Annotated in this window: 12 protein-coding genes and 2 tRNA genes; 8 read left to right on the forward strand and 6 right to left on the reverse strand. The window is 71.3% G+C overall.

What is annotated here, in order from left to right; all coding sequences use genetic code 11:
• Positions 1-114: 114 nt before the first annotated feature.
• Positions 115-915 carry a DUF6202 family protein gene (locus ACGFIG_RS21680; RefSeq protein ID WP_393005485.1) on the reverse strand — a complete coding sequence of 267 codons (801 nt, stop codon included), beginning with the start codon at positions 913-915 and terminating at the stop codon, positions 115-117.
• A 214-nt stretch (positions 916-1,129) separates the two neighbouring features.
• Entirely contained in the window at positions 1,130-2,560 is a 1,431-nt protein-coding gene (locus tag ACGFIG_RS21685) for an FAD-dependent oxidoreductase (protein ID WP_393005487.1), read from the reverse strand.
• 342 nt (positions 2,561-2,902) lie between these two features.
• Here ACGFIG_RS21685 and ACGFIG_RS21690 point away from each other — a divergent pair, with 342 nt between their 5' ends.
• From ACGFIG_RS21690 to ACGFIG_RS21700, 3 genes are all read left to right on the forward strand, one after another.
• Positions 2,903-4,303, forward strand: coding sequence for an FAD-binding oxidoreductase (locus tag ACGFIG_RS21690; protein WP_393005489.1), 1,401 nt, complete (start codon positions 2,903-2,905; stop codon positions 4,301-4,303).
• Between the two features lie 43 nt (positions 4,304-4,346).
• Positions 4,347-5,582 (forward strand): ATP-grasp domain-containing protein, encoded by a 1,236-nt coding sequence (locus ACGFIG_RS21695; protein WP_393005491.1) that lies wholly within the window; start codon positions 4,347-4,349, stop codon positions 5,580-5,582.
• An 84-nt stretch (positions 5,583-5,666) separates the two neighbouring features.
• Positions 5,667-6,200, forward strand: coding sequence for a YbhB/YbcL family Raf kinase inhibitor-like protein (locus tag ACGFIG_RS21700; RefSeq protein ID WP_393005493.1), 534 nt, complete (start codon positions 5,667-5,669; stop codon positions 6,198-6,200).
• 85 nt (positions 6,201-6,285) lie between these two features.
• On the opposite strand, the gene ACGFIG_RS21705 is transcribed toward ACGFIG_RS21700, so the two are convergent.
• Positions 6,286-6,996, reverse strand: a complete 711-nt coding sequence (locus tag ACGFIG_RS21705) for a class I SAM-dependent methyltransferase (protein ID WP_393005495.1) — start codon at positions 6,994-6,996, stop codon at positions 6,286-6,288.
• 213 nt (positions 6,997-7,209) lie between these two features.
• Between ACGFIG_RS21705 and ACGFIG_RS21710 the strand changes: the two genes are divergently transcribed.
• Positions 7,210-9,030: a hypothetical protein gene (locus tag ACGFIG_RS21710; RefSeq protein ID WP_393005497.1), complete on the forward strand. Its 1,821-nt coding sequence runs from the start codon at positions 7,210-7,212 to the stop codon at positions 9,028-9,030.
• 87 nt (positions 9,031-9,117) lie between these two features.
• On the opposite strand, the gene ACGFIG_RS21715 is transcribed toward ACGFIG_RS21710, so the two are convergent.
• The gene (locus ACGFIG_RS21715; protein WP_393005613.1) at positions 9,118-9,900 is read right to left on the reverse strand and encodes an IucA/IucC family C-terminal-domain containing protein; all 783 of its coding nucleotides are present in this window, start codon (positions 9,898-9,900) and stop codon (positions 9,118-9,120) included.
• A gap of 296 nt (positions 9,901-10,196) precedes the next feature.
• On the opposite strand from ACGFIG_RS21715, the gene ACGFIG_RS21720 reads away from it, so the two are divergent.
• Entirely contained in the window at positions 10,197-11,714 is a 1,518-nt protein-coding gene (locus ACGFIG_RS21720; RefSeq protein WP_393005615.1) for a peptide deformylase, read from the forward strand.
• Between the two features lie 181 nt (positions 11,715-11,895).
• Here ACGFIG_RS21720 and ACGFIG_RS21725 read toward each other — a convergent pair whose 3' ends face one another.
• Positions 11,896-13,014, reverse strand: coding sequence for a globin domain-containing protein (locus tag ACGFIG_RS21725; RefSeq protein ID WP_393005499.1), 1,119 nt, complete (start codon positions 13,012-13,014; stop codon positions 11,896-11,898).
• 177 nt (positions 13,015-13,191) lie between these two features.
• Here ACGFIG_RS21725 and ACGFIG_RS21730 point away from each other — a divergent pair, with 177 nt between their 5' ends.
• Positions 13,192-13,962 (forward strand): CPBP family intramembrane glutamic endopeptidase, encoded by a 771-nt coding sequence (locus ACGFIG_RS21730; protein WP_393005501.1) that lies wholly within the window; start codon positions 13,192-13,194, stop codon positions 13,960-13,962.
• Between the two features lie 48 nt (positions 13,963-14,010).
• Here the strand turns inward: ACGFIG_RS21730 and ACGFIG_RS21735 are convergent, their stop codons facing one another.
• The gene (locus ACGFIG_RS21735; protein WP_393005503.1) at positions 14,011-14,985 is read right to left on the reverse strand and encodes a hypothetical protein; all 975 of its coding nucleotides are present in this window, start codon (positions 14,983-14,985) and stop codon (positions 14,011-14,013) included.
• Positions 14,986-15,460: 475 nt separating this feature from the next.
• Between ACGFIG_RS21735 and ACGFIG_RS21740 the strand changes: the two genes are divergently transcribed.
• Positions 15,461-15,551: transfer RNA gene (locus ACGFIG_RS21740), tRNA-Ser, on the forward strand.
• Between the two features lie 36 nt (positions 15,552-15,587).
• Positions 15,588-15,660, forward strand: a tRNA-Arg gene (locus tag ACGFIG_RS21745).
• Positions 15,661-16,423: the final 763 nt, after the last annotated feature.

The raw sequence follows: 16,423 nt of genomic DNA on the forward strand, positions 1-16,423 counted from the left end.
GGAGGGACGATCGCATGGCAGCTCCTTTCCTCGAAACCGGATGACTCCGGCGGTCGCCAGCACGTGCCAGGGGCGTCGTCGATGGCGGCCGTCCGTGCCGATCCCGGTTGGTCGCTACGACAGGTCCCGGGCGAAGTCGTTCAGCAGGTCCGCCCACGCCGGGACGTACGACTCCGCGAGCGCGACGAAGTGCCGCGCCTCGGCCGGGGTGGAGACCAGGTGGCTCATGCCGGCCTCGTCGTCGCTGACGGACGCGGCGTGCCCCGTCTCCGCCCGGATGTGCGAGTCGATCCACGCGTAGTCGCGCTGCTCGGGGAGGACCTGGCGACCGTCCACGCTGACCTTGGCGTACAGGCGGCGGAACGCGACCGCGATGTCGAGGGCGATGGTCTCCACGACGCGGAGCTGGACGGCGCCGCCGAGTTCCTCGGCCGCCATGGCGTCCATGACATCGAGGATCCGGGCCAGCGCGGGGGACTCGGCGGGCGCGTCGGTGCTGCCCAGGGCCGACCGCAACGGCGCGCAGATCGTGTCCGCCCACCACAGGTAGTGGATGCCGTCCACACCCTCCGGTGCGACCTCCGCGAACGCCGCCGCCCGATTGTCCAGATCGTCCCCGATGACGCGGTACGCCATCTGATACGCTCCGAGTACCTCTCGACTCACTGTGTAGTCGCGAGCCAGGCGTCGCCCGTGGGCACCGAGGCTGGAAATGGTGGTGAACATAAACGACTGAGTGGTCCGCTGCCACTTCTCGGCGATCCGCAGCGCACCGGCGGGGCTCACCGAGGTGGCTTCCTTCGCACCGGCGAAGAACCGGTTGTTGCGTCGCGTGAGACCGGCCTCGTCGATCAGTCGATCGATGGTGGTGTCGGCCTGTAGACGGAGGTCGGTCAGGTCGAGTGCGGTGGTCATCGTGCCCTCCTCGCTTGTAGGGACCGGGCGGAGCGCTCCCTGAAGCCCGCCAGGACAGGCCAACGTCGACGAATATGTGCCAGCCGACGCGGGCCTATGATCATCGAATACCGTGTATCGCGCAACGGGAAGGCAATCGAACCCCTGTGCCTCCCCCTATGCGGGTGACTGCTCCTTGTGCGGTGCCTTCGGAGCCGAAATTCCGTGACCAGCGTCAACTCGACGCGAGCGACGGCTCGGCGCGGTTCAGACCCTCGTCCGCCCCGGCGATGTCCACAAACGGCCTCGCCAACTGGTCCGGCACTCCCATGTTCTGCGCGAAGATCCGTAGCCGGCGCTGCCAGGCGGACACATCGGACGGTGGCGCGATCGGCGCGGTGGCGCGGGCGACCAGCCCGGCGTACTCGTCGCGATCCGCGTTGCCGGTGGCGATCGAGTGCCGGAGGGCCGCCTCCAGGTCGCGCTGCGCGTTGACCACACACATCGTCCACTTGAGCAGGACCGTCGCGGTGCAACCGGGAGCGACGTCGAACACCCCGGCGTTGCGACGGAGCCGCGACGAGTCGGTGGTGTTGATCGCCACCTTGAGGTGGGAGGACACCACCTCCGCGCCCCGCACCTCCGGATACCACTGGCTGAGCTGGCGGAGCGCCAACCGGGCGCGCTCGGCCGCCTCGGGGTGACCGTTGCGCAGGAAGTGACGGAAGTCGTCGGGCAGCGCGTAGGTCGTCGGATCGACGCGGTGCACCGCGATGTGGGCCGCCGGCGGGTAGTAGACGAGCGCCGTGTCCCGGCTGAAGGGACTGAGCATGCCGCCGTACTCGTCTTCGAGCTTCAGGCACGTGTAGTTCCTCGACGTGCCCTCGGGCAGGTGCACGAAGAGGATCTGGCGCAGGGCCATGTAGATGGGCGGCAACCCGAGCGAGGGGTTGAGTCGCCGGGCCACCGCGGGGGTCTCGGTGGCGGCACAGAGACTGACCTGGTCGCCGACGACCGTCCTGCGGTCACCGTCCTCGACGTACTCCACCTGGTAGGTGCCGTCGGGCCGACGGCTCACGTCGGTCACCTCGGCGCCACCGCGTACCTCGACCCCGCACCGGCGCAGCTCCTGGTCGAGGAGGGCGGTGACGACGACCGGGTTGATGCCCCGCTGCGGAGTGACGAAGGTGGCCGCGACGTCGGAGACTCCGTCCGGCGTGGGGATCTCCCGGCAGATCTGGTCCGGCGCGCCGAACAACGCGTCGGCCGGGTCGTCGGCACACCGCTGGGCGTAACGCTCCTGGATGACCCGCATATTGTCCCGGCACTGGCCGACGATGTCGGTGCCGCTGTCCTGCATGGCCCTGGAGGCGATGACCCGGCTCTGGTCCTTGCCGCCGAAGATCAGGTCCGGGAAGAACCGTTCGTTGACCAGGCGACCGTCGAAGCAGTCCCGGGCGCTCTGCGGATCGAACGGATACTCGGCACCACTGTGGTTCTCGCTGACGATGTTGCTGGCCCCCGTGCAGATCGGGTATGCCTCGGGCGAGCGGGCCTCGGCCCGCTCCAGCAGAAGGACCCGGTATCCCGCGCGTCGGCGCATGATCGCGGCCAGGCAGCCCGCGATACCTCCGCCGATCACGATGTGCAGCTCGGTTCGCTTCACTCTGTCAATCCCTCTGTCATGGGCAACGATCCTGCGCCGCGACACGAGCTGAAACGGGTCTCGGTTTCAACACCGTGTCCGGCCGGACAGCGCGTCCTGCGGCGGATCTTCGGATGGGAGAGCGGGTGATGTGGCAGGCCGGGGGACGTGGCTGGAGGAGGGGGCCCTCGTTGGCGGTAGACGGTAACAAACTTCGATCAACCTCGGAAGGATCTTCCGGTACGGCTGTCGATCGATCGACCGGGCCTGCTCACACCCCTTCCACCAGTGCCACGCGGGCGGCTCGGCGGCGGCAACTTTCGCACTTCGGAGCGGGTGACATCGATCTGTACCCTCTCTGCCATGGCTGGATCTCCCCTCGTCAACGACCTGCGGGCGGCGCTCGGTGACGACGCCGTACTGACCGACCCCGACCTGCTCCGGCTGCACCGAAAGGACGAGGCCGATCTGTGCGATGCGGGGATGCCCCTGGTGGTCGTCCGTCCACGCCGGACGGCCGATGTGGTCGAGGTGGTGAGGGTCGCGGGGCGGTACGGGGTGCCGGTGGTGCCGCAGGGGGCGCGTACCGGGTTGGCGGGTGCGGCGAACGCGGTCGACGGTGCGGTGGTGGTGAGCATGGTGGCGATGGATGCCGTGCTGGAGATCGATGCGGTGAGCCGGATCGCGGTGGTGCAGCCGGGTGTGGTGAACGCGGCGTTGTCGGCGGCGGTGGCGAAACAGGGGTTGTGGTATCCGCCGGATCCGGGATCGTGGGAGATGTCGACGATTGGTGGCAACGTGTCCACCAACGCGGGTGGTATGTGCTGCGTGAAGTACGGGGTCACGACCGAGTACGTGTTGGGTCTGGAGGTGGTGCTGGCCTCGGGTGAGGTGTTGCGTACGGGTCGGCGTACCGCCAAGGGGGTTGCGGGTTACGACCTGACGCGGCTCTTCGTGGGTTCCGAGGGCACGCTCGGTGTGATCACGGAGGTGACGGTGGCGCTGCGGCCGGCGCCGCCGGAGTCGCTGACCATGGTGGCGGTCTTCCCCACCACCGCCGCCGCGGGCCGGGCGGTCGCCCGGATCGCCGAACAGGGGCTCACCCCGAGCCTGCTGGAACTGATCGACCGCACGTACCTGCGGGCGATCGAGGCGTACCGGCCGATGGGCCTGCGTACCGACGTCGAGGCGCTGCTGCTGGCGTCGGCGGACACCGGGCCCCAGGCCGCAGGGGACCTGGCGCGGCTCGCCGAGCTGTGCGAGGCGGCCGGCGCCGACGAGATCCACACGGCCACGGACGCCGTGGAGGCGGCGGCCCTGTTGCAGGCCCGCCGGCTGGGGCACGCGGCGATGGAGAAGTTCGCCAGGGAGTCGTTCCCCGACGGCAACGGTGGGATGGTCATCGACGACGTGGCGGTGCCCCGGGCGGCGTTGGCGGCGCTGCTCGACGGGGTCGCACGGATCGCGGCCGAGTGCGACGTGACGATCGGCGTGGTGGGTCACGCCGGGGACGGCAACATGCACCCGAACATCGTGGTGGACCGCGCCGACCCGACCAGCCTCGAACGCGGCCGACGCGCCTTCGACGAGATCATGCGCCTCGGCCTCGAACTCGGCGGCACCTGCACCGGCGAACACGGCGTCGGCCTACTCAAACGCGACTGGCTCGCCCGCGAGATCGGGCCCGTCGGCATGCGGGTGCACCAGGCCATCAAGACCGCCCTCGACCCCGCCGGCCTGCTCAACCCCGGCAAGGTCTTCTGATGCCCGCCACCCCTACGGCGGGTCGTACGGAGATGAGGAGAGCGTGCCGACCATAGCCATCGTCGACGGATACTCCACCGGCAGCGCGCTGAGCCGGGCGCTGGCCGAGCGGGGGGTGACCTGTGTCCATGTACGCAGCGGCGAGTCCCTGTACGACTACTACCTGAAGACGTTCCGCCCCGGCGACTACGCGGTCGACCTCGGCTTCGTCGCCGACGCGGACCTCCTCGTCGACCGGCTGCGGGCGCTCGGCGTCGACCGGGTCGTCGCGGGCACCGAGCCGGGGGTGCTCCTCGCCGACACGCTCAACCACCTGCTCGGCACGCCCGGCAACGACATCGCCACGGTCACCGCGCGGCGAGACAAGTCGGCGATGGCGGCGACCGTGGCCGCCGCCGGTCTCGCCGTGCCCGCCGGCCGGTGCTTCGAGTCCGTGGACCAGGCGGTCGACTGGTACGCGGCCAGCCTGTCCGGCCCGGCCGTCGTCAAGCCCGTGGACGGCGCGGGCACCGACAACGTGCGGTTCTGCGAGGGTCCCGACGAGGTGCGCCTCGCCTGCGCCACGGTCCTGGCCTCGGCCAACCTGTACGGCGTACCCAATCGACGGGTGCTGGTCCAGGAGCGGCTCGTCGGGACCGAGTTCTACGTCAACACGGTCTCGTACGCGGGCGCGCACCGGGTCGCCGAGATCTGGCGGTACACGAAACGGCCGGGTCCTGGCGGCGGTCCCATCTACGACTACGAGGAGCCGGTCGACCGGGGCTCGGCCCTGGCCCGGCAGCTCCGTGAGTTCGTCTTCGGGGTGCTCGACGCGCTCGGTGTCCGGTCCTCGGCGGCACACACCGAGCTCATGCTCACCGACCGGGGGCCGGTGCTGATCGAGGCCGGGGCCCGCCTCGGGGGAGCGACCCTGCCCGACGTCGTGGCGAAGTTCTGCGGTGTGTCACAGACCTTCCTACAGGCCCAGCACCTCGTCGATCCGGCGTCGCTCGACCAGTTCGACGACCGTACACCGGGCTGGGCCGCCGCCGTCCGGAACGTGTCGCTGATCAATCCGGTCCCCGTCGCCGCGCAGGCGGACTGGCACGCCCGGCTGTCGGAGCTGCCGGCGGCCGTGGCGGTCGCGGCGCGCTGCTCCCCCGGGGCCGAACTGCCGCAGACCGTCGACCTGTTCAGTTCGCCCGGCTACCTCTATCTCGCCGCGGAGGACCCGGCCGAGGTCGAGCGGGGCTACGCGATGTTGCGCCGATGGGAACAGCACGGCCTGTACGGGAGCTGACGTGCGGCGCTTCCGGTTCGATCGCGGGCGCCGACGGGGTAAGAAAGGTGCGGAGGAAAACCGCTCACCGGAAGGACCGCCCCGATGACCCTGGAACGACCGATCGCCCCGGACCCGTACGAGCTGCTGCCGACCGTTGCGTCGTTCACCCTGACCAGTGACGACGTGCAGAACGGCGAGCCGATGGACGCCGCGTACGCCCATGGCAGCGTCGGGGGCGACAACGTTTCGCCGCAGCTCACCTGGTCCGGCTTCCCGGCCGAGACCAAGGGTTTCGTGGTGACGTGCTTCGACCCGGACGCGCCGACGGGCAGCGGATTCTGGCACTGGGTCCTGGTCAACCTGCCGGCCGACGTGACGCGGCTGCCGCGCGGCGCGGCCGGGGAGGACCTCGGCGGCGCCTTCACGGTCCGCAACGACTACGGCGAGCAGGGCTACGGCGGCGCCGCCCCGCCGGCCGGCGACCGGCCGCACCGCTACGTGTTCGCGGTGCACGCCCTGGACGTGGAGGGCCTCGACGTCACCCCCGACGCCACCCCCGCGGTCGTCGGCTTCAACCTGGCCTTCCACACCCTGGCCCGCGCCGTGATCCGCCCCACCTACCAGGTCAAGGACTGACCCACCTCGCCGCGATCTTGCACTCCCCGCCTGACGGAAGGGCCGCTGGTGGGCCGAGTGCAAGATCGCGGGCGGGCAGCGACGATCAGGAGGGGACGCGGGCCACCGCGAAGACGGACTGGCCGAACGGCGGGAGGACGAGCTGCTCGGCCGCCTTGGTGGCGGGGAGCACGAGGGTGTCGTAGACCTTGACCATCGGGCCCTCCTTCGGCATCAGCCGGAAGACCTTGGTCGCCATGAAGTAGCCGATCAGGCCGAGCGCGTTCGCGTAGTGGATCTTCTCCACCGTCAGGCCGGCGTCGGTCATCGCGGCGGCCAGGGTCTTCTTGGTGTAACGGCGTACGTGGCCGGTGGCGATGTCGGCCGGGCTCATCGCGAACTGGAACGCCGGCACGATGATGATGACGTTGCCGCCCGGCCGGACCAGGTCGCGCATGCTGCGCAGCGCGCCCACGTGGTCCTCGATGTGCTCCAGCACGTTGTACGACACGGCGGCGCTGTAGTCACCCCGGTCGGAGTGCGGCAGCAGCATCTGCCGGACCTCGATGCGGGGCTGGTCGGCCAGCCGCTCCTTCAGCGAGACGAGCCGGTCCGGGTCCGCCTCGGTGGCGGTGAAGCGCGGCAGGTGCTCCGCCCACTCCAGCGCGTAGTCGCCGAGCCCGCTGCCGATCTCGATCGGGTTGTCACCGAGGTACGGCAGGGCCAGCTCGACGAACCAGCGACGGTGGTTGACCGCTGTCGCGAGGCCCTCCAGGACCTCCGACTGCACGCGCTGATCCCCAGTGATTTCTGCCATGCGTCGATTCCTCACGGTATGAACTCGACCCGCGCCTGGACCGACCGAGTGAATCATCCGCAGTGGCGGCAGAAAAATCGGGGCACCCGGGGTGGCCGAAATGGGGGTCGGGGGTGGGCACGTGATCGGCGGTCGGCGAACCCGGCACATGGTACGCCAGTACCCCGAAACATGTCACGGCGGAGCCTTGGCCTGACTACCCTACGAATCGTCATGACTACTCCTGAATCGGGCCTCCCTGCCGGCGGATCAGGGCCCGGGGCGTCGGCGGGCGCGCCCGACCGGGGCGTACGCCCCTGGAAGGGGTGGTGGACGGACGCCTTGGCGGTGGCGAGCTTCGTCGTACTGGGCTTCTGGGTGACCGCCCGGCTCTGGTTGCGTCCGTCGCACGGCATCCGGGACAACCGTACGGACCAGTCGCAGTTCGAGTGGATGATGGCGCACGGCGCACGTGTGGTGACCGATTTTGTTGATCCATTCACCTCGGGCCAGATGAACGTTCCCGAGACCGTCAATCTCATGGCAAATACGTCCGTATTATCCGTATCTCTGCCAATGACGCCCGTCACACTCCTGATCGGTACCCGCGCGTCGTTTCTGCTCTTTCTCACGCTTGGCATGATCGCCACGGCGACGGCCTGGTACTTCCTGCTGTCCCGGGTGGTCGTCGGCAGTCGCGGGCCCGCCTGGCTCGGCGCCGCCTTCTGCGCGTACGCCCCGGCGATGATCTCGCACGCCAACGCGCACCCCAACATCGTCTCGCAGTACGTGGTGCCCCTGATCGTCTGGCGCACCCTGCGGCTCGCCGAGCCGGGCCGCTGGCTGCGCAACGGCCTGCTCCTCGCGCTCGTCGTCGTGTGGCAGGCCTTCCTCAACCTCGAGGTGCTGCTGATGACGGCCATCGGGCTGGGCGTGGTGGTCGCCGCGCTCGCCCTCGGCCGGCCCGAGCTGCGCCGCCGGTCCCGGCCGTTCCTCGCGGGACTGGCGGTGGCCGCCGCCGTGGCGCTGGTGGCGCTCGCGTACCCGCTCTACGTGCAGTTCTTCGGCCCGGGGGCCTACAACGGGCTGCCCCGGCTGATCCGGGGCTATTCGACGGACCTCGCGTCCTTCGTGGCGTACTCGCGGGAGTCCCTGGCCGGCGACGCCCGCAGCGCGCAGGGGCTGGCGAAGAACCCCACCGAGGAGAACGCCTTCTTCGGCTGGCCGCTGGTGGTGCTCGTCGTCGCCCTGTTCTGGTGGCTGCGCCGCAACGTCGTGGTACGCGGCCTCGCCGTACTCGCGCTCCTCTTCGGCCTGCTCTCCCTCGGGCGTGAGGTGCAGCTCCACGGCGAGGGCACCGGGATACCCGGCCCGTGGGCGGCGCTGGAGAACCTGCCCGTCCTGCACTCGGTGGTGCCGACCCGGTGGGCGCTGGCGATCACCCCGATCGTCGGGATACTGCTCGCGTACGGGGCCGAGCACGTACGCGCCCTGGCCGCCCGGCACCCACGGGCGCGCCCGCAGATCCGCTTCGCCGCCGTCACGATCCTGGCCATGGCCCTGCTGCCGATCCTGCCGACCCCGCTGCCCACCACCCGGCTGGACCCCGTGCCCGCCTTCGTCACCTCGGGCGCCTGGCGGCCGTACGTGCAGGGCGGGCGGAGCGTCGTGACCCTGCCGCTGCCCGACACCCACTACGCCGACCCGCTGCGCTGGTCGGCGCGGACCGGGCTGGACATGCCCATCGCCCGCGGCTACTTCCTCGGCCCGGACACCCGGCCCGGTCGTGACCGGGTCGCCCTCTTCTCCGCCCCGCCCCGCCCCACCAGCGAGTTTTTCGCCGAGATCCGGCGGACCGGGGCGGTGCCGCCGATCACCCCGCAGGCCCGGGTCGACGCGGTCGGTGACCTGCGGTACTGGCGGGCGGGCGCGGTCGTGCTCGGGCCGCACCGGCAGGCCGACGCGCTGCGGCGCGGCATGACCGAGCTGACCGGCATCAGCCCCACGTACACGGCGGGGGTCTGGCTCTGGGACGTCCGTCCGCTCACCGACTGACGGTCTCGCCGGGCGGTCCGGACGGTGGGGGAGAGGCGGGCGTGCGTCGGTCCTTGCGCAGGTCGCCCTCGGAACGGGCGCGCGCGGTCAGCCCTGGCGGACGCAGCAGCCCTGGCAGATCTTGGGCTTGGGGAGGGTGAACGCCAGGCAGCACGTGCGCCGCTGCACGGTGGGCTCGCCGTTCGCGCCGGGGACCAGCTCCACCAGGTCGGCGAGGCCGAGCGTGCCGAGCAGCGTGTCGATCGTCTCGACCGACGAGCCGGGCAGGCCGTCGGCGGCCCGCAGGATGCCGTGGGCGATGCCCGAGGCCACCGAGCCGAGCAGGGTACGCGCGCCGATCCGGACCTCGGCCTGGATCGCGGCCACCATCGGGGCCAGGTGGGCGTCGAGCAGCGTGGCCCGCAGCGTCTGGAGCAGCTCCGCCTCGTCCGCGACGACGCGCAACTCGGGCAGCCCGGTGAGCGCCAGCGGGTCGCTCGGCAGCACGGCGACCGTGGTCGAGCGACGCAGGCCCATGGTGAGCAGCGGCCGGTGGTCCTCGAAGTGGATCAGCACGTCGGCCGGGTCCAGCAGCGGGACCCGCCGGGCCGAGGCCCAGCCGAGCACCACGGGCAGCGCCGTCCAGTAGCTGTACGACTTCCAGGCCAGCGCGGCGCACGCGTGCGGGGTGCCGCCCCAGCGCGAGCTGGCCGAGTGCAGGAACTGCGGCAGGAGGGTGCCGTCGACCAGCGAGGTCGCCTGTTGCCAGCCGAACTCGTCGTGCACGAGCAGGCCGCGCGCGAGACCCGGCACGTCGTCGGTGCCGAACATCGCCCGCATGGCGGCGGTGACCGGGGCCAGCGGCGCGGCGGCGGCATCCTGCTCCGGCATCACCGCTGTCACTGGACTCACCCACCCCGTCGTCAGCCGTCGGCGGGCCGTGGCCCGTCCCATACTAAGGCTAGCCTAACCACACCTGACGAGATAAGGGAAGCCTCGGCTCTGCCGGATCCCCGGGTGCCGGCAACTTTGTCCCGCCTGCGGCGTGCTACCCGGTCGTCGGGGCGGAAAACGCCGCCGCAGTATCGACAAACATCGCTTCATGTCAAGGATCGTGTCGACAAGGTGCCAGTTCCGTGTGTGCGTCGCCACAGAACGTGAAACTGATACTCCCGGCCACGAGGAGGCTGATGACCTCACCGCTCGATCGGGCTGCCGACTCGTTCGCTGCCGAGATCGCCCGGCACCGCACGGGGCGGGGGCTGTCCAAGAAGCAGCTCGCCATCCTGATGGGCTTCGACCCGTCGTACGTGAGCCACGTCGAGGGGCGGCGGCACCGTCCCACCGAGGACTTCGCGCGCCGGGCCGAGGCCGTCCTGGAGGCCGGCGGCGCCGTCTGGCAGCGCTTCAAGGAGTACGACGAACTGCGCCACGCCCGGGCCGAGCGGGCACACCGGGACCCGCCCGTGCCCGGGCAGTGGATGCCGCCCGGCACCGGCCTGATCGTCGAGCGGGAACTCGCCACCCTCACCCACCTGGGCGACGCCTACCGCTGCGTCATCCGGCGCCAGCTCTACAACGCCGGCACCGAGCCGGTCACCCGCTACCTGGTGCGGGTCGCCGTCGACCGCTACCCCAACGACCCCGGGCGTTCCAACCTGCACCACCGGGAACACCCGCTGACCTTCGCCGAACTCCGGCTGCGGGCGCACCGGGAGGACGGGGACGAGCGCGAGGCGATGCACTGGCGGGCCAAGCACGACCGGGATGCCTTCAAGGAGCTGTGGCTGCTCTTCGAGAACGCCGACCGCCGCTTCCCCCTCTACCCCGGCGACCGGGCCACCATCGAGTACGCGTACTGCGTCGGGCACGACAAGTGGGGCCCCTGGTTCCAGCGGGCGGTCCGGCTGCCCACCCGGCAGATGGCCGTACGACTGGATCTTCCGGCGGCCCTCGACCCGCAGGTCTGGGGCGCGGAGACCTCGCTCTCGGCGGAGGAGGGCCCGCTGCGCACGCCCGTGACGAAGCAGGAGGACGCCGACCGGGTGATCTTCGACTGGGCGACCGACGACCCCCCGCTCAACGCCCGGTACCGGTTGCAGTGGCGGTTCCGCAACCAGCCGGAGGACGAGCCGGAGGAGACCGGGCGGGTGCGTCCCAGCGACCGGATGCGCGGCATCGGCATCGTGCAGCGCGGCGCCGAGCTGCTGCGCCAACCCGCGCGCCCGTTCGACCTGCCCCGCGAGGAGCAGGAGGCCCGGGACCTGACCGACCGCCTCACCGCGACCCTCGACCGCCTCGACGAACTGCACCCGTTCCGCAAGGGGGTGGGCATCGCCGCCCCGCAGCTCGGCCTCGACCGGGCGGCGGCGGTGGTCCGGCCACCCGACCGGTCGGCCGAACCCGTCGTGTTGCTCAACCCCCGCGTCGTCGACGCCTCCCCCGACAGCGACGAGCAGTACGAGGGCTGCCTCTCCTTCTTCGACCACCGTGGCCTGGTGCCCCGGCCGCTCCGGCTCGACGTGGAGCACGCCCAGTACGACGGCAGCCGGATCATCACCTCGTTCGAGTTCGGCATGGCCCGGCTCGTCGCCCACGAGATCGACCACCTGGAAGGGCGGCTCTACGTCGACCGGATGACACCGGGGGTGCCGCTCGTCCCGGTCGAGGAGTACCGCGAGACCGGCCGGCCCTGGCGCTACTGACCTCCGCACACGCTACCGACCTCCGCACACCGTCCCCGGCGGCACGACCACGTCCGCGCGGGTGGGAAGGACGGCCGGGCGGACGTGGTCGTGCGGGGCGGTGCCGGTCCGCCCGTACGGGGGACCGGGGCGCGTGCCCCAGGGGGCAGGGGCACGCGCCCCGGCTCGGGGGGAGGAATGCCTAGAGGTTGCCGAAGGTGTCGTAGCGGGTGTGCTCCGGCGGGACGCCGTCCTCGGCGAGGACCCGGAGGGTGGCCCGGACCATGCGGGCCGAACCGGAGACGTAACAGTCGTGCGCCGTCCACGGGCCGTACCGGCTGACGACGTCGGGGACCTCACCCAGCTCGCCGTCGAAGTCGGGATCCTCGCTGCACGCCGGAGTGACCGACAACCACGGGTGCGCGGCCACCAGCTCCTGGAGCCCGGCCAGGCCGTACAGGTCCGCCGCCGTACGGGCGCCGTAGAAGACGTGCACCCAGCGGGTCCGGTTGTAGCTGGCCAGCTCCTCCACGAGCGCCTTGATCGGAGCCAGGCCGACGCCGCCCGCCACGCACAGGATGTCCCGTTCCGAGGAACGGTCCAGGGTCATCGAGCCCATCGGCGCCGCCACCCGCAGCAGGTCGCCCGGCCGCACCCGGCGGACCAGCGCCCCGGACACCCAGCCGGCGCCCTCCGGCGTACGGACGTGGAACTCCAGCACGTTGTCGTCGTTGGGGGCGTTCGCCACCGAGTAGGTGCGCCACACCCGGGGAAGGTGGCGCGGCACCTCCAGGCTCACGTACTGCCCGGCCCGCCAGGGCAGCGGGTGCTGCAACGCCCGGCAGGTCAGCACCGCCGTGTCCCTGCCGTACCGCTCGTGGGTCAGCACCTCCGCGTGCCAGAACGGCGGGTTGTCGTCGGCCGCCGCCCCGGCCAGCATCTTCTCCGTGATCGCCGCGTACGCGTCCCGCCACGCCTGGTCGTACTCCAGGTTCCAGCCGTCGCCGGCGATGCTGCGCAGCGCGTCCATCAGCGCGACGCCCATGGTCTCGTAGTGCGCCGCCTCGACGTGGTACTTCCGGTGGTCCCGACCCAGCGAGCGCAGGTACTCGTCGAAGCTCTCCGGGTCGCCGACCGTCTGCGCGGCGGTGACGATCGCCTCCAGGATCCGGTCGCCCTGCCCGGTCATCTCCACCGGGAAGAGCTTGCGCAGCTCAGGGTCGAGAAGGAAGAGCCGGGCGTAGAAGTGACCACTCAGCCGCTCCCGGTGCTCCTCGACCAGGGTCCAGCTCTCCTTCAGCAGCCTTGCGAAGTCGTCCACGGGCGCGCTCCTTCTCCTGACGGCGGATCGGGCACCCATAGAATGTCCACGGAGCGTGTCGACCGGTCGCACAGAATGTGCGATCGGCTCGTGAGGCTCGTTCGGGCGGTGCCCCCGCCCGTGGAAGTCGGTGCGGCCGCCGGCCCCACCCCGAGGAACGTCGGGCAGAGTGGTGCGGTGACCGTTGAGCTGCAACGCCCGGCGACCCGCCGGATGCTCGGCACCGAGACGCTGCTCGTACTCGGCCTCTCGCTCGGCCAGTCCGCCGTCTACGCGACGGTGTCGATCATCGCGAAGCTGACCGCCGACGGGCCGCTGTCGAAGCAGACCGCCGCGCTCAACACGTCGGCGTCACCCCGGCCGTGGCTGGACCTGACGTACCAGCTGCTCGGGATCGTCTTCGCGCTGCTGCCGGTACTGCTCGCCGTACACCTGCTGGCGCGGGACCCCGGCGACCCGGCGCGGACGCTCGGCCTGGACGCCCGGCGGCCCGGCCAGGACCTGGCGCGCGGCGCCGGCCTGGCCGCGCTCATCGGCCTGCCCGGCCTGGCGCTGTTCTGGGCGGCGGCGCAGCTCGGCGTCAACGCCACGCTGGTCCCGGCCGCGCTGCCCGAACTCTGGTGGACGGTGCCGGTGCTGATCCTCGCCGCCGTGCAGAACTCGGTGCTGGAGGAGGTGATCGTCGTCGGCTACCTGGTCACCCGGCTGCGCCAGCTCAACTGGCGGATCGGCGCGATCGTCGCGACGAGCGCGCTGCTGCGCGGCTCGTACCACCTCTACCAGGGCTTCGGCGCCTTCGTCGGCAACGTGGTCATGGGCGTCGTGTTCAGCCTCTTCTACCTGCGCACCCGCCGGGTCATGCCGCTGGTCGTCGCGCACACCCTGCTCGACGTGGTCGCCTTCGTCGGCTACGCCCTGCTGCCCCGCGAGTGGTTCGACTGGCTCTGACGCCGGGTGCCAGGTGCCGGGGCCCAGCGTGGTGCGGGGCGTCGTCGGTCAGTGGGGCGCGGGCCGCTGCCGGTAGGCCGCGACCGCGCGGGCGGCGAGCCGCTCGGCCGCAGCCGTGTCACCGGCCGCCGCCGCGAGCACCGCCGCGCCGGGCAGCAGCCGGGACGCCAGCCGCAGCGCCAGCCAGCCGCCCGCCTGCGCGACCAGCGGCGCCGCCAGCCGCCAAGCGGCCTCCGCCGCCCGGGGCCAACCCGCCGCGTCCGGCTCCCCCATCGACCGGGCCGCCGTCAACGCCTCCCGCGCGCTCTCGGCGTCCGGATGCACGCGGGTCAGCACCAGCAGGTCCACCGCCCGGTCCGGATCGGCAGGGTCCCGGCCATACGCAGCCGCCAGGTGCAGCACCAGGTTGGCCTGCGCCCACAGGACGGCCGCCAACTCGGCCAGCGGCGCGAAGAGACCCGCCAGCGCGGCGGTCGCCCCACCTGCGCCGGCCTGCCGGACGAACCGCCGGGTCACGAGCCGCGCCAGCCCGTCGGCACCCGCATCGGGGTACGCCTCCCGAAGCCGCTGTGCCCAGTCGCCGGCGCGCGGCCCGAGCACCTCGACAGCGGCCAGGGCCAGCAGCTCCGGCGCGAACGCGGGATGCTCGACCATTCGCGCGGCGGCCAGCCGAAGGACCCTCTCCGGCGTACGCACCAGCGGTGCGCCCGCCATCTCGGTCCGGGTGTCGGTGCCCGGGGCTGGCGTACGTCCCGGGACGGCCTTCTTCACTGCCTTCTTTGCGGGGACCGTCTTCCGGGCGGGCGTGGCCTTCGCCCCGGGAGTGGTCTTCCGGGCGGGCTCGGTCCGCGCGGCCGGCGTGGCCTTCTTCACGGTCGCTCTCTTCTCTGGCACCTTCTTCCCGGGCTCCTTGCGTACCGGCTCCTTGCGCACGGGCTCCTTGCGCACGTCGTCGGCGGTTGTGCTTTCCGGGGCGGACGGGTCGGCGGCAGACGTCGGCTGGTCCCCGGGTACGACGGGCACGCGGTCACCGGTGTGGGGGACGTCACTCCCGTCGCTCTTCCCTGCCCGCGCAGGCCGCTTCCGCGAAGCCGGGTCGGCAGGACCAACGGCCTGGCGGGGCAGCGGCGGATCGGCCGCAGGCGGCTGGAACAGCACCGCGGGCGCCGGCTTCGCCCGCCGTGGGCGCTTCTCGGCACCCTCCGGCCCGGTCGGCTCCGGCGGTGCGGGCGGCGGGCTGAAGGTCGCCTTCGGGGAGCGTCGGCGTGCACCCTCAGCAGGCTCTCGGCGGTTCGGCTCGCGTGGCGGCTGCTCCTGCATATCGATGGAGCGTAGTCTGATCACGCCCGCGTACGACAGTGAAAGGCGAGGTCGGGCCGAGCCCCGGCCCCGTCGCGGACCGCTCCGCGCGCGTGTGGGAGGGGGACCGGGGAAGTCGTTTTGCTCCCGATGGGTGGTGCCCTGTATTCTCGGGCCCGGTGGTCTGCAGGGCCACCAGGGAGACTTCGCCTAGTCTGGTCTATGGCGCCGCACTGCTAATGCGGTTGGGGTCTTAAAGCCCCTCCCGGGTTCGAATCCCGGAGTCTCCGCGCGAAAGCCGGGTGTGTAGACTGGCCAAGCACCGAGCGCCCGTAGCTCAACGGATAGAGCATCTGACTACGGATCAGAAGGTTAGGGGTTCGAGTCCCTTCGGGCGCACTTCACGATCAAGGCCGTAACCAGCGGAAACGCCGGTAGCGGCCTTGATCGCTTCCAAGTGTCGGGAAGGATTTTCCCAGGATTTGGAACTTGGTGCTCCGATGGTGCTCCGTTGTCGATGTGCTGTTCCGGCGGGGTTCCGTGCCGGCCAGTACGGTTGCCTGTCGCGTGGTCCGGATCACGGCCGGGATGCTGGGGCGTCAGCGGTGGCTGTTGTCCGCCGTGGTCACAGTTGTCGATCTTTCTGCATGGTGGGCGTTCGACGGTCGGTCGCGTTGACCTGGGCTGGCGCAGGGTGACAAGCGGATTATTCTGTTGGCCCGGCGATCAACGGCTGGTGACGACGGTAGATCCACGCATCTGACTTGCGCCCCACTCGCCGCCCGGACAACCGAGCCGATCGTTGGGCGCGGGCCGTGCACTCGGCGCTCGGCCCCGGATCGGGCGGGGGCACCCATTGCGGGGCTCCCGACCAAGGGCTGGACAGGCCGTCTGTCCCGGCGGTGCAATGGGTGCCGTGCCGGCGTGAGGGGCCAGGGCTGGCGCGGCCGATCGGGACCGGCACGAGTTCAGTTCGACCGCCCCACGCCCATGTGGCCGATCCTGCGGTGGGAACGTTCGCGACGAGAGCCGGGCGATGCTGCATGCTCATGGCTCCCCTCTGTGTCAAGACACCGCCGGGAGGAGGGTTCTATCCTGGGTCTCGGCGGGTCCAGAAAGTGACTTCTCTATTGTCGGCATCTGCCGACATCAACTCCGACAA

The organism is Micromonospora sp. NPDC049048 (genome assembly GCF_043197615.1).
Taxonomy (GTDB): domain Bacteria; phylum Actinomycetota; class Actinomycetes; order Mycobacteriales; family Micromonosporaceae; genus Micromonospora.